Genomic DNA, 20981 nt, shown 5'->3' on the forward strand with positions numbered 1-20981 from the left:
TCAATCGCATGGCGAGTAATCAAATGGAAAATAATAAGCAACCTACAGCCACTGATTTATGCGCTCTTGCAGCACAACAGATCTCTCGCAAAGAGTATTCACAAGCACTGCACAGCTATCAGCAAGTAACGCAACAACATCCCACTCATGTTCCCGCTTACACTGGAATCGCGCGATTGTTACAGATGCATGGCAATTACAACCATGCGTTACAAGCATTGAGTTATGCACTGCGCATTGAACCCAATAATTCAACAGTGCGCCAACAAATGATCCCGCTACTCGCAACTATTTCGCCATCCGGTTTTAGCAGCGAATTGGAACGCGATCTGTTACTTTGTTTTGATGAGCCTGATATTGATTATCAGCAACTCGCTCGTGTTGCCGCATCGCTTTTGTGGGCGAAATACCATTCAACGACTGTCACTACCGGATTACTGGACATACTGAATCGCGATGCTTTATTGCTTTGCTATTTATCACGCTGTATCAACACCCATGCGCCACTAGAGCAATGGCTGACGCAGGTTCGTAAAACGTTGCTACTCACAGCAGAGCTGCAACCTGAAGCAATATTACATAGCGATCTCGCCTGCGCACTCTCACTTACCTGTTTTGCAAACGAATATATTTTTGAAGTATCAGCAGAAGAATCACAAGCCTTACATCGCGTAGAGCGTCAACTGGAAGACTATCAAAGAGAAAAGCATCAACAAGTAAATGCATCTAACACAAACAACTTGCTCATTCTTCTCAGTCTGTATAAACCTTTATTTAGGTTGAGCTTGCAGCACATTACACTCGCAACAGCACAAGAGATTGAACGTGACAACAAATCTTTGTGGAGCCTGTTAATTAAACGCAGCCTTCTGGATTTTCAGGAAGAAAACGCGTTAAAAGAGACGATTACAATCATTAAGAGTGACCGATCAAATAACGCTGCACAGAATGTATCAACGCAGGTACAATCGCAATACGAGGAAAACCCCTATCCGCGCTGGCAAATTCCACCTGCGCCAACACCCATCGCCATTATCGACGTATTGAAGCGCCTGGCTGCTGTAAACCGGGCAATTTTACCCACGGACCCTGTTGATATTTTAGTGGCAGGATGTGGCACAGGCTTCGAACCTATCGACCTTGCACGAACAGATATTAATGCACACATTACCGCACTCGATTTAAGCAGTAGCAGCCTTGCCTACGCCAAGCGCATGGCAAATACATTAGCAATCAACAGCATCCATTTTGTGCAAGGCAATATTTTGGATGCGCACAAATTAGATAAAACGTTTGATTTGATCAACAGCACAGGCGTGCTACATCACATGGAAAATCCGTTAGCAGGATGGCAGGTATTGCGCGATATAGTGAAACCTGGTGGGATTATGCGCATAAGCCTTTATAGCGAACTCGCACGTAAACGAGTGGTGCTTGCGCATCAACGTATAAAAGAATTAGGGCTAGGCAGCACAGCTGAAGACATCAAAAAATTCCGCAACGATATTTTTCAGCAACCACAGCAATCACAATTAGGGGAGCTCACACTGAGCGATGACTTTTATAGTATCAGTGGTTGCCGTGACCTGTTGTTTCATGTGCAAGAACACAGGTTTACCCTTCCACAACTTAAAACCATCATTAACGATTTACAATTAACGCTAGTAGGGTTTGATGTGCCTCCACAAGCGCAACACACCTTTCAACAACGCTACCCTGCTCTCACCGACCAACTTGATCTGGATAAATGGCACGAATTTGAAAGTGCATTCCCCGACACCTTTGTTGGCATGTATCAGCTCTGGTTACAAAAGGAAAAGTAGCGATAATACGACAACAACAAAAACGAAAAAGCCCTTGTGAAAGTCACAAGGGCTTTTTGTGTAGATAACCGCACAATTTATTGTCGGCCAGTCATCATATACAGACCACCAATAATGATAAACGCAGGCCACCAGGTTCCGAATGACAATCCCAACAAAAAAATCATCGCAATGAAAATAATCGTGCCTGCTGTCACTAACGCATTGAACATGGCCATACCGATGCCTTCTCGTTTATAACTGCGATACGCCAAATGCAAAGGCCCGACAGCAGCAAATAATATAAAAAATGCCCACCAGTTATGAAAATCCAGAAAGAATAAATCTACACCCAGATTTTTCGCCAACAGCAAACCACCTATCGCAACCACCACCAAACCCATCATCCAACCCGATGATGCAGTCTTGCTGGGAGTCACTGGCGGAGCCGGATTTTCCAATTTGGTTTTTTCATCAACGGACGACATAGTATGCTCCTTGGCACTGAAAACAGTCATAACCTCTATGAGACACTATAAAACCAATTTTGGATTCATTCCACCAGCGACGTTTGTCACTCCAGGTGATTGACATCTGTCAGGGGCGACTTAATGGCTCAGCACATCTTCCGCTGCATTCACCAAAAAGATATAGCTTGCCGCCAAATTAACCACATATTCATTTTCACCCCAGAAAAATGGCCAATCTTCATGATTCTCTGGATAGTCCGGCTTTAATACCAAAATTCCTGGAACAATACCGCCAGAGATAAACGAAAAATCCGCGCGGTTCATGCCATAGGCCACTTCTTTGGAGCGAGTTCCAACGTTGGATACCAGCGACAAATTATGCGCAGGGTGAGTGCCGTAAAGGAAATTCAAACCTTGCAGTACGGCTTCACGGTTAACCAATTCCGGAAACGCTTTGTGAATGTAATAGTTATTGATCGCATGACGGATAACCCAGCCACTGCCCGCCCAACCACCTTCAGTGATAGGCACACCAAATGGATTTTTTGCCTGGGCTGCTGCGAGCTCGGTTTGATAAAGTTGCGCCTTGCTTTTTAGTTGCTGTTTAAAATCAGCATCCATGTAAGGAATGGCGCGAATAAACCAGGAGGCATTGATTCCAAAGTCCACTTCTGCTGCCAGTTTTTTAACAGCTTGTGCATACTTTGCTTCACCTGTGGTGATCAACAACTCAGTCGCCGCTTTAAGTTGCTCATGTTCAAGTTTTCCACCGGTAGTATTACCGTGTTTAAACAAATCAGGTTTCACTTTTGCGGCTTCTTCTGCCCACACTTTTTTCGCAGTTGCCAAACATTCTTTGGCAAGTTCATCATTAAATCCGGTCAATGCTCTACTAGCAGCAGCAAGTGCAGCGGCAGAACCGTAATTTAATGAAGATGATTTACTGGTAAACGCCCAACGATCATCAAACTTTCCGCTTTTGAAACCATCAGTCTCCAGCTCACCCATTTTTGGATCGTAAATTAAATTATCTGTTTTGGTGATGCCGTCACCCAGGTGATGATATTGATCGATATGCGCCTCTACGATTCCTGGAATCGCATGGCCGATTGCCCGGTGTTGCGCGATCAACGCCAATGTACCGTGTTCAATCTGCTGTAACACATCGGGTTTACCATCAGCAGTGTGTAAATCCACAAACTTTCTTGCGTAATCAACACTGGTGGTATCGCGCTTTAGGTTAAAGGTTTCCCACGCAGTAACGAGCGTATTCACAACATCGTATTGCGTTTGTGTACGAATATCGTAATCACCAGCATCGTACCAACCACCAATATTCAAGCCGGGAATATGCTCGCCGGGTTTAAATTTTGTATCTGTGGTTGGGCCTTGTGCATATAAATCAAAATGCTCGTGATTCACTGGCGCTTGCAGCGCATCATCCAAATGCGATGCACCATGCCATATACGGTAGGATTCATTGACAGTGACGTGATCCATTTGCACAGGCAAATACATATCTAACGTGGGGTGCCATGCAGCTTGATAAACCGCTTTATCGATGCGGAAGCTGTGGGTTTGCTGATCACCATAAGTGATTGCATACAACCCCGGCGTTTGGATTTTGCTGAAATCGAATTGGCGATATTCGTAACGCAGATATTTACCCCAGGATTTCGGTTTTTCACTCAACACAATTTTGCGGGTACCATCAGCATTGATTTTGACTAAGCTCGCCTTGTGGATTTTTTTATCGCGCGCATCCAACTCAATCACCGCAACTTTTTTCTGGGCTGGGTGATAACCGACTTGCGAATGCGCAATCATTGGTTTGCGAAGCCAATTTTTTACTGTCGCCGCATCAATTTGCCACTCGACTACGGTACCGGTTTTATTGGCCGGAATTTTACTACGCACAACAAACCAGCCATTTTGTGCCTTCCCACGGCCATCATAAAGTTCCAGTGGCGCACCCGCAGATTGAATACTGACACGGAGCTCAGCATCTTCCGGCGCAAACACCAAATGCTGCCCTTGCGCGAGCGCATCAGGGTCAGCTTTACCATTAATTTCCTTTAAACCAGTTGGATAAACCGGAAAACCACCTGCTTTATCGTCCATCAAAAATGATTTGTGGAAATAAGCAGCCGGTAAAAACTCCAGATTAAAACCCGCTTTTCCTTCAAGGGATTTTGGCAGTGGTTTTGGCAAGTTAACTGTTAACAACACACCTGCTGCGTTTTTAATGACCTTGATGGAAAAATCAAATTGTTGGTCGGGATAATGTAAAAACGCCTCAATCGACTGTTCAGCGCGATTGACTTTTCGCTCCTTAAACATGGGCGTTAAATCCCACTGCTCCGGCGTCGCATTCAAACGCACATCACCATTGGTCACTGTACGTTCACCGTGGTGGATCAGCTCAACACCACTGGTTTTTGAATCGCTAAATAGCCCGTCATACCAATTGCTAAACACCAGCACATTCAAGCCGGGCTTTTCAAAATAATCCTTATCATTAAGAACTAAATCGTCTTTTGCCTGAACGGGTAATGCGAAGAAAACAGAGAAGAAAATAGAAAAAACAGCGAGAAAATCCCGCCATTGACCGAGTTGATATGCCATGTGTATCTCCAGATTTATTATGTTAATGCCAACCACACAGACTTATAGTCTATTTGCACATAACAAACTGGTATACCAGATTTACACTTAATAACGGAAGCGATTTAAGGGAATGAAAACAACATGGCTATAACAACAGTCCAGGCTGCACCCCAACCGGAGAGTGCAACCTGGAGGAGAATCTATTGAATTAGCGCACCGAATTGCGTTTGCGTACTCCTGCCAACAACATAAGTGCCGCAAATACCAAACCCAAGGAGCCCGGCTCAGAAACGGTTGCTGCTGTGCGATACAAAGTTACATTGACTGTGCCATTGAGTTGATCGAATTCCCAATCCCAATCATTACCCAATCCATTCAATAAAAATTTTGAATAATCGAGACCAACAATATTGGTTGCACGCAACACTTGAAACTCTTGCCCATCAACAAAGTGACTGCCGGAAAAATTCAATTGAAAAATGCTGGTATCCAGCAGTGATAACAAACCAAACACATTCAATGAATCCTGCGCGCCGGTATCAAAAAAATCCAGATACGTTGTACCCGCCAGATTGACATCGGAAAACAGATTCAATTCAGCAGCGGGATTTGCAGTAAGCCCCAGTGATAAATTAGAACCTGCCAACAAATCAATTGAGTCTGCATGCAAACTGCCTGCGCCACTTAAATTTTCCAATGATTGCGCACCACCCATTGTCCAATCACCACCGTTCAATTGCAGTGATTGAAACTCTTTGGTCAAACCAAGGCTTCCTGCACCAGTACCGTCCAGCACAAGCTGATTTTTACCGGCACCGCCATAAACAGCGCCTTCAATCACAGAACCGGTTGCAACCACTAAAGTGTCATCACCGCCGCCCATATCAATAGCGGTATCGCCTGTGCGGCTGCGAATAGTTCCGGTGTTTTGCACGTAATCATCCCAATTACCTTGCAGTATTACACCGGTGGTTTGTGCATCAATGATCCCGTGGTTTATTAACGTCGTTTTACCAAATGCAGCTCCACCTGAACTGTCGTCCACTAAAATTCCGCGATCAGAGCTATAGATGGTCGCACCAGCAAAGTTGTTAATGGTTCCACCGCCCATTGCAATGCCATCTGCACGATTAAAATCCGTTGGGCCATCTTTCACACCGCCAGCGCCATTTGCTTCTATACGGCCGTAATTGTCGATGCTGCCAATGCCATCAATATCCACACCGTCGCCATCACCATTAATCAAGGTCGCATCAAAATTACCGGAAATAGTGCCGTGATTGATAACACTGCCGGTGTTATCCAAATTAATGCCAGAGCCGTTATGACCGCGAATAGTTCCACCAGCGGCATTGGTTACATTCACTACGCCATCACCGGTAATACCGTGGCGAGCACCTTCAATTAATCCTCCAGTTTGGTTGTGTACGGTTCCACCAAAACTTTGGAAATCAATCGCTTCACTCGATAAATTTGTTGCACCGGGAACAAGCCCTGCACCACCGCCAATAATTTTTCCATAATTAATTACAACACCGTTGCTGCCCGGGCGAATGCCATCGGCATCTTTAGTCGCAATGATTCCAGTCACTTGGTTAATAATTTCTACACTACCAGCAGTAATCGCGTTGAAATCCAAGGCTTGGCCAGTTGCAGAATAAATATAACCAGCATTGTCCACACTGACCGAACCCACAGCGCCAGACGAAAAATTAATGCGCACAGCATCGTTTCCACCCAGGATTTGCCCGGTTTCAGAATTGCGTAAAATTAATGAGCGATTGGCACCGCCACTGCTGCTGGTATCAATCGCGCGGCCCCCACTGGCGGTAGCCTGCACGGTACCGCGGTTGTCGATAACGACCGTCCCGGCGGTTGCGCCGGACCATGTGATAGTTTTATCGGTTGCACTCAAAGTCGCCCCTTGATTAACCACACCCGTTTCATTTCCGGTAATCGTTTTAACACCGTTCGCATTGGTATTAGCAGCAATATCAAACGGCACAGCCCAACTGGCAGATGCACAACCTGCCATGACTAGCGCAAGCACATTTTTAGGAAGTGTTTTTGAAAGCCCAGCGAATTTAATACTGGTTTTGGATGATGTAATTTTCATTGTGGATTCCCCGGCGATATTCCCAAGTGGTAAAAGACGCCAAAGAATCGACAATAATTATGACAAAGCGATGAATATTTAGAAGGTTGTCAAAATGTTATAAGTGAATCTCCCTTATTTCGCTAGACACCTAAAAGCCTCATAGCTTAGGCGTGGTCACTAGAGTCTGGGAAGTCCATAAGAAACCGTAGAAAATAAAATACTATTTGGCAAGATAAACAGTTCCTATGTATGGCATGTTAGTCTGAATATCACAATTCAAATAAACTTCGTACTGTAAGCTTGTATTTGTATCGAAATATTGAACAACCTTGCTCTTGGAATTTGGATAGAACGGATTTACCGCACCCGCCTCTTTATTTAACGCTCTGGTAGCTTCAGCAAGCTTTGACAAAAAATCTGAAGAAAGATTTTCGTTCTCCCCAAGAATACCGGCATCTCGCAGATCTTTAGTAATATTTCCAACGACCATCTTCACCTTTAATTGCCAGTGCATATCCATAACCAATTGTTGGTATACCTAATGGGTCTGAATAAACACGAAAATACTCTCCTTCTGATACCTTGATATGACTCGTAAGAATATTCAAATTTTCAATTACATCAATCGCACTAGACATAACTACTCCTTGATAATTAGTTCAATTAACTTTTAATGCTTCTTGCATCAATTGGTTTGCCGGCATTCGCTCTTTATACATAATTTCATTTTCGCTAGCATAATCGCCAAAACAACTTACCTTGCCGTTTTTGATCATGCACATATGGCTTGCACCTATTGATAAAGAGTCAAAATCCAAATTTTTTTCATTAATTTCTTTTGAAAAGCCCTGCCCACCAACACATGCGGCATGCATGTTTTCATTGACACCGCAAACCGAATACGGACCCGCAAATACATTAGCAAACTTTTTGCGCGTAAAAAAATTGAACTCCTCTCTTTCTTTGCCAGAAACACAAGTCAAATCATTCTCACTACTAATAACACAAACTATGTATGTTGAAGCGACTACTTGTCGCACGTCAGTCAGACGTTCTGCTCTATCAAGTAATTTATTATCCCTTCGCCCCCAACATTTAATCCTTCCAGCATCAAGAAGAGCGCAGGAATAGCCCCAATTTACAACCACTTTTTTCACATTAACTAAATTTTTAGGCGGTATGGACTGACCATATGTATTATCACCAAAACAGTTAACTTCACCGTCAATAATCGAACAAGCGTGACCATTTCCAATTACTAAATTGTCCGATCTCTGTATGTGCTTAGTAAAACTGCAAAACTGATTCTCACAATAACCCCAGCAGTGCCACCCAGCATCATCTTTTGCGCAACTCGTTAAGTCTCCAGAAACTAACTGCTCAATGTTTTTGAGCTTTACCGGTGGATTTAATAATCCATATTTATCCCGCCCCCAACACTTAATTTGATCAATGTTAGCGATGCATGTATGTTCAGATCCAGATGCTATATATTTCCATTTTTGTGATTCACCGCTTGTTTCCATCTCAGAAATCTGTTGTTCCAGTTCTGATATCCGCCTTTTATAATGCGATTTCAAACAGGCAACTTCTGTACAGTTTTTAATGTTTCCTTTAATCCACTCTATTTGCTGGCGCTTTAGCGTCTCCTTATCTGTTGAATTCTCTCTCGCTAATTTATAAGTCTGTGCCAGTTTTTCATCCAAACTGGACAACTCAGCATCTGCACAAATCAATTTTTCGGTTTTGCTGCTCGCCTTGGCGCAATCAAAGCTAGCTGCACTTGCATTGACTATCCAGACACATAGAAAAATTAGAATCAGTTTGCTTATCGTTTGCATTGCATACCTCAAAAAACATAAATAGCATTTAAATTTAATGTGCTGGCTTCGGATCAGGATCAAGGGGGCAGACTCCTTGATCTTTATGTTTTGATTTTCGATCACCACCTCGACCTAGCGACTCACTCCGTCGATTAGCAGCAGCTTCTATTTGTGCTTTGAATCTTGGACTACCTAATACCCAGGATTTACTTGTGCATTCTCATATTTGGACAAGAATATCCACAGGGATATAACATAGGAGAATAATTAACGGTATTGAGTTAGTCTCTAACAACACCCGAATGAAACCGGAATTCTTCGTCGGTGCTTTCAATCAGTGTTTTTTCCAATGCAAGAAATTCCTGTACACGCGCAGAAATATCGACACCTTCGGCGGCGCGTTTGGCGAGGGTTAGATAATCTTCGTAATGGCGGGATTCAGATTTGAGTAGGGATAGATAAAACTTTTGCAGTTCTTCATCTAAAAATGGGGCAACTTTAGCGAAGCGTTCGCAGGAGCGCGCTTCGATGATGGCACCAACGATGAGGGTATCGATGTAGCGACCGGGCTCTGAAGTGCGCACGAGTTTGCGCAGTTCACCGGCGTAGCGGCCGGGGGTGATTTGCTCGTAAGCAACTCCCCTCGCCTCCATAATCGCCATCACTTGTTCATAGTGTCGCAACTCTTCACGGGCGAGACGCGACATTTTGTTCATCATGTCAAAGTCACCCACGTAGCGAAACATTAAGTTGATCGCGGTAGATGCCGCTTTCTTTTCGCAATTGGCGTGATCCAGCAGCAAGAGCGCTTGATTATCCAAAGCATTTTTTACCCAAGCATCGGGGGTTTCGCAATGAAGGAATTGTTGAATTTTGGTGAGAGCATTCATAACGTAAAAACTATTTATGTTGATCGAGTGTTTCGGCAGTAACGAAACAGGGGGATATATAACGTTCGTGGTGAGCACAGGAGAGTGCGTAAAAATCTTTATCAATATTATCGCGAATAACAGTTAATGGCGTATTCACCCACTGAGGCTGTAACGCCAACCCGTAAAGCGATAAATCCTGAATTTGGCTCGCGCCTGCGCGCAATAAATCGAATACCCAACAATAGGGATTTTGTTCTGGTTTGAATTGAATTTGTTGATGTTTGATTTGCGTGAGCAATAATTTTTCGTCAGTTACCGCAATCATATTCTGCACAATTTGCGCAAGAAAGGTTTCCAATCGCTGAGCGATCAATAATTTTTGCTCGTTGGTATAGGCATTCCAATCAATCACTTCATGGGCAAAGCGTTTGCAGCCACGGCAAACACTATCGCCAATACCAGTAGAGCAAATACCCACGCAAGGTGTTTTAACGCGTTTTAATACAAGCATAAAATCAAATGATATAGCGAACCATTTATTTAAATAGTTCGCTATTTTTTATTAAGGTTAATAGGCAGAACCGCTGATGTTTAATTCAATTTTCCACAGAGAACCAGCACCCGTCAGATACAATGTTTTACCCTCTGCGCCACCGAAAGCAGCATTGGTGAGATTTGCATCAAAAACCGCTTGAGCAATTTGCTCACCTGTTGGTGTAAATACTCTCAATTGACGAGCAAGGTGTTCGGTCAAATAAATATTTCCCGAGCAGTCTATTGCCATACCATCAGGAATCGAAATACCGGTTACTAAATCCTTACCCGCCTGAGGAACTCCATTCACGATTGGATATGCACGAAGCACGCCTTGCTCACCACCACCGTTTACATAAAGCACATCTTCAGCGGGTGATAATGCAATACCGTTTGGATTGCTAATAGTGTCATCAACCAATGTAACAGTGCCATCGGTTGCGACGCGATATACACCTGTTTTTTCCTGCCCACCGGGCGCAGCATCACGTTGGAACGCAGGATCGGTAAAATAAATTGTGCCGTCAGCGGCTATCGCAATGTCATTTGGCGAATTGAATACATTGCCATTAAATTGTTCTGCAACCGATGCACGCTCACCTGTGACCGGATTGTAACGAGAAATACTTTTATATTTGTGTGTACCAGCAACCAACTGGCCGTTGTTATCTACCGCCAATCCATTACTACCTGAGTCATCAATAGCTGTGGTCACTGTGCCATCCGCATTTAATTTTTGGATGCGCGATGAAAAACCATTGGTAAATACGAAATCAGAGAAATAGAGCGAATCATTAATCCAGACAGGCCCCTCAAACAATCCCGGTTCGGTTCGAGTAGTATTCGCTGCTTCGATGCGAACAGGCACAAGATCGCCTTGAGGAGCAGTGCCATCACAGGCAGAGGGAGCTACCGCTGTTTCAGATGCTACCGAAGATGAGATTGCAGCACTTGATGTACTAACAGAGATTTCTGTCGTTTTTTGCCCGCACCCACTGAGCACAATAAAACAACCAACCACCATGCCGCTAATCAATCGAGAGCGACGAACTCTTACCGTTTGTATGCCATTAAATTTGAGAGTCATTGCCATTTTTCCCCTTTTGCTTTCCTGGTTATTAAATCGCTATTTTTAATTGTTACTGTAGTCGTGGAGAGATTATCTCTGTAGCCATGGAGAGTAGCGTCAGGTAGTAAATTCCACGCATGGAATATCAGTGTTATACCCATTCAACAGAGGCCGACACCTTATCACAATCACCCACCAAATACCGATGCGACAAACCGACAGAGTTGCGTTACACACATTAACAGGCGAGATTGCATCGGGTATACTTTGCGCCCGATTTACCGCTCTTCATGAGCAACGCAAGAGTGTTTTTTCTCCGAACACCCTTTAGCATCCATGATGGCCATGGATAGTCTCCTGAGACAGAGATCCTGTTGAAGGAGTAACCCCCACACTAATGAGGATAAAACCGTGCTTGAAGCCTATCGTAAACAGGTCGCAGAACGCGCCGCAGAAGGTATCCCACCAAAACCATTAAACGCAGAACAAGTTGCGGGATTGGTTGAGTTGCTGAAGAATCCCCCCGCTGGTGAAGCTGAAGTTTTACTGGATTTGATCACCAACCGCGTTCCGCCCGGCGTTGATGAAGCCGCCTATGTAAAAGCCGCTTTCCTGAGCGCAATTCTCAAAGACGAAACCTCCTCTCCCCTGATCGATAAGCCTCTCGCAATTAAACTGCTCGGTATGATGCTCGGCGGTTACAACATCGAACCACTGGTAAACCTGCTCGACGATGCAACCCTGGCACCCTTGGCAGCCGAACAACTCAAGCACACCCTGTTGATGTTTGATGCCTTCCACGACGTGGAAGAAAAAGTAAAAGCAGGTAACGTTCACGCCAAGGCACTGATGCAATCCTGGGCAGATGCCGAGTGGTTCACCAGCAAGCCAAAAGTTGCTGAAAGCACCAAACTTACTGTTTTCAAAGTCACCGGCGAAACCAATACCGATGACTTGTCACCAGCACCTGATGCCTGGTCACGCCCCGACATCCCTCTGCATGCATTGGCCATGTTCAAAATGGCTCGCGATGGTATTACTCCGGATCAACCCGGCTCTGTAGGCCCAATCCAACAAATCGAAGCACTGAAAACCAAGGGTTATCCACTGGCATTTGTAGGTGATGTTGTTGGTACCGGTTCTTCACGTAAGTCTGCTACCAACTCTGTACTTTGGTTTATCGGCGACGATATTCCGGGCGTACCCAACAAGCGCACCGGTGGTGTATGTATTGGCGGCAAAGTAGCCCCCATTTTCTACAACACCATGGAAGACGCCGGCGCTTTAGTATTTGAAGCTCCCGTTGATCAACTGAATATGGGCGATGTCATTGAGATTCGTCCATACGAAGGCAAAATCCTCAACGCTACTACTGGCGCCGTGATTTCTGAATTTGAATTGAAATCCGACGTTTTACTGGATGAAGTTCAAGCAGGCGGCCGTATCCCATTGATTATCGGTCGCGGTTTGACCAGCAAAGCACGTGAATCGCTGGGCTTACCACCAAGTACCCTGTTCCGTTTGCCACAAGCACCTGCTGATACCGGCAAAGGCTATACCCTCGCGCAAAAAATGGTAGGCAAGGCCTGCGGCGTACAAGGTATTCGCCCCGGCACCTACTGCGAACCAAAGATGACTACCGTAGGTTCACAGGACACCACCGGCCCAATGACCCGCGATGAGCTGAAAGATTTGGCGTGTTTGGGTTTCTCTGCCGACTTGACCATGCAGTCTTTCTGCCACACAGCCGCTTATCCAAAGCCTGTTGATATCGAAACCCAACACACCCTGCCCGACTTCATCATGACGCGCGGCGGTGTTTCGTTGCGTCCGGGCGACGGCATCATCCACTCATGGTTGAACCGTATGTTGCTGCCTGACACAGTGGGTACCGGCGGCGATTCGCACACTCGTTTCCCGATTGGCATCTCCTTCCCAGCGGGTTCTGGTTTGGTTGCGTTTGCGGCGGCTACTGGCGTTATGCCACTGGATATGCCTGAGTCAGTTCTGGTTCGCTTCAAAGGCGAATTACAACCAGGCATCACCCTGCGCGATCTGGTTAACGCCATTCCGCTCTACGCCATCAAGCAAGGCTTGTTGACTGTAGAAAAGAAAGGCAAGAAGAACATCTTCTCTGGCCGCATTCTTGAAGTAGAAGGCTTGCCTAACCTGAAAGTAGAACAAGCGTTCGAAATCTCTGACGCTTCTGCCGAGCGTTCTGCTGCTGGCTGTACCATCAAGCTGGATAAAGAGCCAATCATCGAGTACCTGAAATCCAACATCACCATGCTGCGCTGGATGATCGAACAGGGTTACGGCGATGTACGTACCATTGAGCGTCGTGCACGCAAGATGGAAGAGTGGCTGGCAAACCCAGTGCTGATGGAAGCGGATGCTGACGCTGAATATGCGGCAATCATTGACATCGACCTGGCCGACATCAAAGAACCAATCCTTGCTTGCCCGAATGACCCGGACGATGTGAAAGTGTTGTCTGAAGTACAGGGCGCGAAGATCGATGAAGTGTTCATCGGTTCTTGTATGACCAACATCGGCCACTTCCGCGCTGCAGGTAAACTATTGGCAGCTACCAAAGATGCATTGACCACTCGCCTGTGGATTGCGCCACCCACCAAAATGGATGCGCATCAACTGATGGAAGAAGGCTACTACAGCATCTATGGCGTAAAAGGTGCCCGCACCGAAATGCCAGGCTGCTCATTGTGTATGGGTAACCAAGCGCGTGTAGCGAAGAACTCGACTGTGGTATCCACCTCTACCCGTAACTTCCCCAACCGTTTGGGTGAAGGTGCTGATGTGTACCTGGCGTCTGCCGAACTGGCTGCAATCGCTGCAGTATTGGGCAAACTGCCAACACCAGAGGAATACCTGAACTACGCGCAGAAGATTGACAGCATGTCGGCTGATATTTACCGCTACCTCAACTTCAACGAAATTGAGAGCTACCAAAATGCAGCCAATGAAGGCAAGCGCATTGCAGCGGTAGAGATCCAGACAGTTGCACTGTAATAAATAAAAAGCTGAGCATAAAAAATCCCGCCTAGTGCGGGATTTTTTATATTTCTTTTTAACTAAACAATTTTACCAAACCGCCAATATCAACTTGCGAGTCAAATTTTCTATTCAACAATCGGCGGGCGCTTTCGCGCCGGGGCTTTCACACGCTTGGGAGCTGCAGATGCAGCGCGCAACTTACGGTCGTGGCGCTCTCGCTGGGATTGCTCTTCGCGATTAGGCTCCATGATTCGGGTGTAGGTTGAGCTGTCAAATCCGGCAGTCATACACAAATCCTGGATTTCCCGCTCAGTAAGATCCGTCCACTGCCCCACACGAACATGCGAAGGAATAAAAATATTCGCATAACGCACACGCTTCAAACGGCTAACCTTAACGCCTTGCGACTCCCACAAACGGCGAACCTCACGGTTACGACCTTCCATAACAACGCAATAAAACCAACGGTTTTTACCTTCACCAGCACCATCAACAATGTCGGTAAAACGCGCAACACCATCATCTAGCTCAACGCCCTTAAGCAAGCTTGCACGCATCTCATCCGTAACTTCGCCTTGAATACGCACTAAATATTCACGATCAATTACAGATGACGGATGCATGAGCTTGTTTGCCAGCTCACCATCATTAGTAAATAGCAATAAACCGCTCGTATTAAAATCCAGACGCCCTACTGAAATCCAACGCTCACCCTTCAGCGGTGGCAGATGGTCATACACAGTTGGACGTCCTTCCGGATCAGAACGCGAACAAATTTCACCTTCTGGCTTGTTATACAAAATCACGCGACGACGCGTTAACTCTGTACGCAATACAACGCGCTGGCCATTTACAAAGACTTTGTCTTGCAACGTGACCCGATCACCTAACTTGGCGATACGGTCATTTACTTTCACCTGGCCCGCTTCAATTGCCCGCTCCATTTCACGCCTGGAACCAATGCCCGCACGAGCGAGCACCTTTTGCAACTTTTCATCATTGCCGGCCGTAGGCTTGGCAGCCTCTTTATCGACAGCCTGTTGGGATGCTTTCGATTTTGTATGCGCTGTTTGCTTTTTATCAGCACCGGTTGTGCTGAATTTAGTAGCAACTGTTTTTGTATTCTGATCGCGCTTTGCGGCAGAGCTTTGCTTTGCTGGCTTACCTGAAATTGCTTTTTTATCAGCACCCCGTTTATCTGCAGACTTTTGTTTATCAGCAGATTGGGGCTTTCCAGCAACTACTGGCTTCACAGCCTTGGTAGGTTTTTCATTATCCCGGTTGATTTTCTTCACCATAGGTTATTGGTAGCTAGTTGCTACGGGGTTCTTCTTCACTATCACTACTTTCAATATTATTTATTGGTGCTGATGAGTCAGTATCGGCAACATCATCAACATCAACAAACGCGTCTTCACCATCAACAAAACCACCTTCATATAACACGGTTTCTGTATCGGCAACTTCAGCAGCTGCATCAGTACCGGCTTCATTTATTGATGGATTTTCATCAGGAATAGGTGGGTCAGTATCCTTTTCTCCTAAACCCGACTCTCCAAGATCCAATACTGGATTCAACTCATCCAAATCACGAATTTCACTTAGCGATGGCAATTCGTCCAAATTTTTTAAATTGAAATAATCTAAAAATTGACGTGTCGTAGCAAACAAAGATGGACGGCCAGGCACATCGCGATGCCCTACAACCTTAACCCAATCGCGCTCCAACAATGTTTTCATAATGTGGGAGCTAACCGCTACGCCGCGAATCTCTTCGATATCACCGCGCGTAATGGGCTGACGATAAGCAATCAGTGCAAGCGTCTCCAAAAGTGCGCGTGAATATTTTTGTGGTTTTTCTTCCCACAAACGATTCACCCAAGGCGCAAGGTTATCGCGAACCTGAAAACGCCAACCAGATGCGACTTCTTTCAATTCGAAACCACGACCTTCACAGCTCGCCTGTATATCAGCCAAAGCCGCCGCAATGTCATCTTTGCCTGGCGCAACCTCTTCATCAAACAATTCAAGCAGACGCGCAATCGTCATTGGCTGACCCGCAGCTAAAATCGCGCCCTCAATAATCTGACGCAAGAGCCCGGCATCAACCGGCATTTGTGTGACAGGAATAGTAGCTGACTCTTCGATATCAGCCTCTTCATACAAATCGCGAGTGCTTTCTCCTACGCTTGAGGCGCTATCAATATCGCCATCAACAGGCGGATGTTCATCGTTAATATCAATTACGTTCGTCATTGTGTTCTTGCTTTAACATGAATAGGTGCAAACGATTCGCTTTGGACAATCTCCACCAGCGATTCCTTAATCAATTCCATCACCGCCAAAAAGGTGACGACAACCCCAAGACGCCCCTCTTCCACTTTAAACAAGCTAACGAAAGGCACGAAATGTTGGTGTGCAAGCGCATCAAGTACCTGCGCCATACGCTCGCGGGTGGAAAGCTTTTCTTTGGAAACATGATGGCTTTCAAACATGTCAGCACGACGCAACACTTCTGAAAGCGCCAGCAGTAATTCCTGCAATTCAACATCAGGATCCAGCCGCGTCAGGCTACGGTCAGGACCAGCGGCAGAAACCGGGAACACATCACGGGAAACACGGGGAATATGATCCAAATCAACTGCGGCTTGCTTGAAACGCTCATATTCTTGCAAGCGGCGGATCAAAGAAGCACGCGGATCTTCATCCTCTTCTTGCTCTTCCGTCGATCGTGGCAGCAACATCCGCGATTTGATTTCAGCCAACATTGCAGCCATAACAAGGTATTCAGCCGCCAGCTCAAATTGATGCGACTCCATCAACTCCACATAAGCCATGTACTGGGAGGTAATTTCAGACACGTTAATATCCAAAATATCCAGATTCTGACGACGAATGAGATACAGCAATAAATCCAGCGGACCTTCAAATGCTTCAAGAAATATTTCAAGGGCATCGGGAGGAATATACAGATCCTGAGGCAACTGGGTGTATGCCTTACCTTGAACTATCGCAAAAGGCATCTCGCTTTGCTGAGGTTTTGCGGTATGAGCTGAATCCTGATCACCCTGTACTTCTTTTGGCACATCTGTCTGCGGTTCTTGCCCGGAATCGGCAATAACTGTGACAAGAAGATCCTCAGTTGCTGTAGTTTCAGGGGTTTGGCTCACTCGCATAACTCATGATTAATAAATGATGCACACCAATAGCGGTGTGATAAAAATAAGGGCGCATTATAGCTGTTTAAGATGGCTGCGCACAGCGCAGGCCTCATGCAGAAAAATTAATTAAAAATCAATTAGTTATAGTCAAAAGGCGAGAAATCACCTTTACCTTGGCGCAACAGCACTGGCGCATCTCCCGTTAAATCAATCACAGTGGTTGGCTCCAAGCCGCAATATCCACCATCGATCACTAATTCCACAAAATGCTCAAGTGTGTCACGAATATCATAGGGATCAGTCATAGGCAGCTCCTCCCCCGGCAATAACAAGCTGCTAGTCATCAGAGGCTCGCCCAATTCTTCCAACAATGCTAATGCAACAAGATTATCAGGAACACGCAGTCCAATTGTTTTACGCTTAGGGTGCATCAAACGGCGAGGCACATCAGCAGTCGCCTCCAGAATAAAGGTATATGCACCTGGGGTATGATTTTTCAACAAACGGAAAACCTGATTATCAACACGGGCGTAGGTAGCCAATTCCGAGAGATCTCGACACATCAATGTGAAATTATGATCCTTATCAAGTTTGCGTAAGCCACGAATACGCTCCAAAGCGTCTTTATCACCTATGTGACATCCCAAGGCATAAGCAGAATCGGTTGGATAAACCACCAAGCCACCTTTGCGAATAATATCTGCAGCTTGCACGATCAAACGCTTCTGTGGATTTTCGGGATGAATCTGAAAGAATTGAGCCATAGCGACTACTCCTGATGCCAGCCTGTTAATCAGCAAGCCTTCATGAATCTATGAAATAACTGGTAACTATCAGGAAGTGTAACCCAATAATTCCCACACAGGTTTTGCACCTGAAGGCAAACTACCAAAACAACCCAACTCCTGCCATTGTTGCCCGGGGAAATGAAAATCAGACCCACAAGAAGCGTAGAGTGACCGACTGTTAGCAATTCTCACTAAATCTTCTGTCATTCCGGCTTGCTGTAAACCACTAATGACTTCGATGGCATCACCACCAACCGTCACGAAAGAATCAATCATGGCGCACATTTTTGTTCTGGTTAATTCATATTTAGCAGGATGAGCCAAAACAGCAACACCGCCAGCCGCATGAATCCAATCAATTACCTGTCCCATCAATGGCCACTGATATTTCACATCCGCCAACTTTCCTGTACCCAGATATTTTTTAAATGCTGCACTCATATTTTTTACCGCACCAACATTCACAAGGTACTGTGCAAAATGCGGGCGCCCCAATACTGCCTTACCTGCAATTTCTTTTGCTCCCTCCAATGCACCGGAAAAACCGGCTTTAGATAAACGCTCAGCAATAGTTAATGCACGTGTCACGCGAGCCTGCGCCTGAAACTCCACAGCTTCTGCAAGTGCCGTCGATTCCAAATCAACTCCCAAACCAACAATGTGCACACCGCCCTTGCCCCACTGGCTTGAAAACTCGATGCCAGTAATTAAACGAATACCCTTATCCAATGCGGCTTTTTGTGCAATCCCAATACCAGCTATGGTATCGTGATCCGTAATTGCCAACACCGAAACACCATGCTCTGCAGCACGAGTAATCACCTCTTCCGGGCTGAGTGCGCCATCGGAAAAATGGGTATGACAATGCAGATCAAAAATCACACAATCTCCTAAAAGACATCACCAGGATTGGTTATGACGGACAACAACATCGAAAAGAACACGAACATGTTAGCTGATAAACCGCAGGCGGAACCCACAAATTCACAACCAAAGCCGAAAAAAGAGAGTTTTTTGGCCAACCTGTTAATGAACATCGTTATTCCAACACTTATTTTGACCAAGCTTAGTGACGATGAATATCTTGGCGCAGTATGGGGGCTGATTATTGCACTGGCTTTTCCTATCTGTTATGGCCTGCGAGATTTTATTGTCACTAAGAAAGTGAACGTCTTTTCAGCATTAGGCGTCGTTAGCGTACTTTTGACAGGTGGGTTGACTTTATTGCATCTCCCACCTAAATACTTTGCGATAAAAGAGGCGGCAATTCCGGGAATTTTATGTCTTGTTACATTAATATCGATAAAAACACGACATCCATTGGTAAAAATTTTTATCTATAACGATAAAGTTTTAAAAATTAATAAAGTCGATGAAGCACTACAACAATTCGGAACAAAAAAGAATTTTGAACGCACACTAAATAATGCATCACTTATGATCGCAGCTTCCTTTTTCCTTTCGTCAATATTGAATTATGTTCTAGCGAAAATGATTCTTGTCAGTCAGCCGGGTACAGCTGAGTTCAATGCTGAACTGGGAAAAATGACTGCGCTTAGTTACCCGGTAATCGCACTTCCCATGCTGATAATTATGATGGGCACTCTGTTTTATGTATTTCGAAGCATACGATTATTAACACATTTAACACTTGAAGATATTATCAATGATGGTAGTGATGCCTGATTCTTATCCATTCACTCATTCGATTTTCAAATTCAGGAACACATATGCTTTACGCAATTATTAGTGAAGACATTCCAAATAGCTTGGAAAAACGCAAAATCGCAAGACCCGCACATCTTGCGCGTTTACAACAATTGAACGACGAAGGGAAACTATTATTAGCAGGCCCGCACCCCAGCATCGACAACTCAGATCCAGGTGATGCGGGTTTTAGCGGCAGCCTTGTTGTCGCAGAGTTCGCATCATTAAAAGAAGCCCAAAGCTGGGCAGATACTGACCCTTATGTTGCAGCAGGAATTTATGCAAAAGTCATAGTAAAGCCATTCAAAAAAGTTTTACCTTGATTCATTAAAATTTACCTAAAATATATTTTCTTTAATAAGGACTACAACAACTGTGAAAAAAATATTTCTTTACGGTAGTACTTTATCGTTATTTATCGCACCTATATTTAGCATGCATGCTATAGCTACTGACAAATACGTTTCCGATGTCATTTATATTCCCGTCAGGAGTGACAAAACACCTCAAGCTAGCATTTTGCAACAAGGCTTGGCCAGCGGAACGAAATTAAATTTCATTCGCGAAGAAACAGGCAGCGATAATAATTTGTGGTCGCTAGTTGTCACTCCTGATGGCACTGAGGGTTGGGTTCGCAGTCAAAATATTACCGATAAACCGACAGCCGCGATGCAATTGGCTGCGCTTTCAAACGCATCTCGTAACACCTTGGAGCTGCAATCAGAAAATACACAGCTAAAAGAGCAGCTTGAAAAAATTCAACAAGAACATCAGCAATTGCTAACCGACACAGAAGATATGCGTCAAGCCGCAACCACAGCGTTAAATTTGGAAGAAGAGCATCAACGCATACTCAAAGAAAACCAACTATTGCAGACCCATGCTGACATACTAAAAGCTGAAAATGAAAAACTAAAAAATACAGATCGATTCAACCACTGGGTATATGGTGGCGGATTAGTATTTGGAGGGGTTTTTCTATCTTTTGTGTTGCAAGCGTTAGGTCGCCGTAAACGCAAGTCGGAATGGCGCTAA

Annotated in this window: 19 protein-coding genes; 5 read left to right on the forward strand and 14 right to left on the reverse strand. The window is 45.1% G+C overall.

Annotated elements, in window-relative coordinates; all coding sequences use genetic code 11:
* Window positions 1-23 precede the first annotated feature (23 nt).
* A complete protein-coding gene (locus VC28_RS06135) occupies window positions 24-1823 on the forward strand; it encodes a class I SAM-dependent methyltransferase (protein ID WP_049629874.1) in 1800 nt (599 codons plus the stop codon).
* A 77-nt stretch (window positions 1824-1900) separates the two neighbouring features.
* Here the strand turns inward: VC28_RS06135 and VC28_RS06140 are convergent, their stop codons facing one another.
* The 9 genes from VC28_RS06140 to VC28_RS06175 form a co-directional block, all read right to left on the reverse strand.
* A complete protein-coding gene (locus tag VC28_RS06140; protein ID WP_049629875.1) occupies window positions 1901-2290 on the reverse strand; it encodes a LiaF transmembrane domain-containing protein in 390 nt (129 codons plus the stop codon).
* A 120-nt stretch (window positions 2291-2410) separates the two neighbouring features.
* Entirely contained in the window at window positions 2411-4897 is a 2487-nt protein-coding gene (locus VC28_RS06145; protein WP_053094162.1) for a glycoside hydrolase family 9 protein, read from the reverse strand.
* A gap of 190 nt (window positions 4898-5087) precedes the next feature.
* A complete protein-coding gene (locus VC28_RS06150; RefSeq protein WP_049629876.1) occupies window positions 5088-6995 on the reverse strand; it encodes a beta strand repeat-containing protein in 1908 nt (635 codons plus the stop codon).
* 202 nt (window positions 6996-7197) lie between these two features.
* Window positions 7198-7491, reverse strand: a complete 294-nt coding sequence (locus tag VC28_RS19825; RefSeq protein WP_197085489.1) for a hypothetical protein — start codon at window positions 7489-7491, stop codon at window positions 7198-7200.
* Complete coding sequence (locus VC28_RS19710) at window positions 7445-7615, reverse strand: hypothetical protein (protein WP_156184290.1); 171 nt, start codon at window positions 7613-7615, stop codon at window positions 7445-7447. The genes VC28_RS19825 and VC28_RS19710 overlap by 47 nt, the downstream gene beginning before the upstream one ends.
* Window positions 7616-7636: 21 nt before the next feature.
* Window positions 7637-8818, reverse strand: coding sequence for a lysozyme inhibitor LprI family protein (locus tag VC28_RS06160; RefSeq protein WP_156184291.1), 1182 nt, complete (start codon window positions 8816-8818; stop codon window positions 7637-7639).
* Between the two features lie 263 nt (window positions 8819-9081).
* Window positions 9082-9690: a MiaE family protein gene (locus tag VC28_RS06165; protein ID WP_049629879.1), complete on the reverse strand. Its 609-nt coding sequence runs from the start codon at window positions 9688-9690 to the stop codon at window positions 9082-9084.
* 10 nt (window positions 9691-9700) lie between these two features.
* The gene (locus VC28_RS06170; RefSeq protein WP_049629880.1) at window positions 9701-10183 is read right to left on the reverse strand and encodes a DUF1289 domain-containing protein; all 483 of its coding nucleotides are present in this window, start codon (window positions 10181-10183) and stop codon (window positions 9701-9703) included.
* Window positions 10184-10240: 57 nt separating this feature from the next.
* Window positions 10241-11293, reverse strand: coding sequence for an SMP-30/gluconolactonase/LRE family protein (locus tag VC28_RS06175; protein WP_082191673.1), 1053 nt, complete (start codon window positions 11291-11293; stop codon window positions 10241-10243).
* A 393-nt stretch (window positions 11294-11686) separates the two neighbouring features.
* Between VC28_RS06175 and acnB the strand changes: the two genes are divergently transcribed.
* Window positions 11687-14305: a bifunctional aconitate hydratase 2/2-methylisocitrate dehydratase gene (gene acnB, locus VC28_RS06180; RefSeq protein ID WP_049629882.1), complete on the forward strand. Its 2619-nt coding sequence runs from the start codon at window positions 11687-11689 to the stop codon at window positions 14303-14305.
* A 110-nt stretch (window positions 14306-14415) separates the two neighbouring features.
* Here the strand turns inward: acnB and VC28_RS06185 are convergent, their stop codons facing one another.
* The 5 genes from VC28_RS06185 to VC28_RS06205 all read right to left on the reverse strand — a co-directional run bounded on the left by VC28_RS06185 (window position 14416) and on the right by VC28_RS06205 (window position 19121).
* Window positions 14416-15279, reverse strand: coding sequence for a pseudouridine synthase (locus VC28_RS06185; protein WP_049632206.1), 864 nt, complete (start codon window positions 15277-15279; stop codon window positions 14416-14418).
* 322 nt (window positions 15280-15601) lie between these two features.
* Window positions 15602-16546 (reverse strand): SMC-Scp complex subunit ScpB, encoded by a 945-nt coding sequence (gene scpB, locus VC28_RS06190; protein ID WP_231591663.1) that lies wholly within the window; start codon window positions 16544-16546, stop codon window positions 15602-15604.
* Entirely contained in the window at window positions 16543-17376 is an 834-nt protein-coding gene (locus VC28_RS06195; protein ID WP_049632208.1) for a segregation and condensation protein A, read from the reverse strand. Before VC28_RS06195 ends, scpB begins: the two co-directional genes overlap by 4 nt.
* A 212-nt stretch (window positions 17377-17588) precedes the next feature.
* Window positions 17589-18215: an L-threonylcarbamoyladenylate synthase gene (locus VC28_RS06200; RefSeq protein WP_049629883.1), complete on the reverse strand. Its 627-nt coding sequence runs from the start codon at window positions 18213-18215 to the stop codon at window positions 17589-17591.
* A gap of 69 nt (window positions 18216-18284) precedes the next feature.
* Window positions 18285-19121: a PHP domain-containing protein gene (locus tag VC28_RS06205; protein WP_049629884.1), complete on the reverse strand. Its 837-nt coding sequence runs from the start codon at window positions 19119-19121 to the stop codon at window positions 18285-18287.
* 33 nt (window positions 19122-19154) lie between these two features.
* Between VC28_RS06205 and VC28_RS06210 the strand changes: the two genes are divergently transcribed.
* Genes VC28_RS06210 through VC28_RS06220 form a run of 3 tightly spaced genes read left to right on the forward strand, consistent with a single transcriptional unit; the run spans window position 19155 to window position 20981 of the window.
* Entirely contained in the window at window positions 19155-19925 is a 771-nt protein-coding gene (locus tag VC28_RS06210) for a VC0807 family protein (protein WP_231591664.1), read from the forward strand.
* A gap of 44 nt (window positions 19926-19969) precedes the next feature.
* Entirely contained in the window at window positions 19970-20269 is a 300-nt protein-coding gene (locus VC28_RS06215; RefSeq protein ID WP_049629885.1) for a YciI family protein, read from the forward strand.
* Window positions 20270-20321: 52 nt separating this feature from the next.
* Entirely contained in the window at window positions 20322-20981 is a 660-nt protein-coding gene (locus tag VC28_RS06220; RefSeq protein ID WP_231591665.1) for a TIGR04211 family SH3 domain-containing protein, read from the forward strand.

It is taken from the genome of Cellvibrio sp. pealriver (assembly GCF_001183545.1).
GTDB lineage: Bacteria > Pseudomonadota > Gammaproteobacteria > Pseudomonadales > Cellvibrionaceae > Cellvibrio.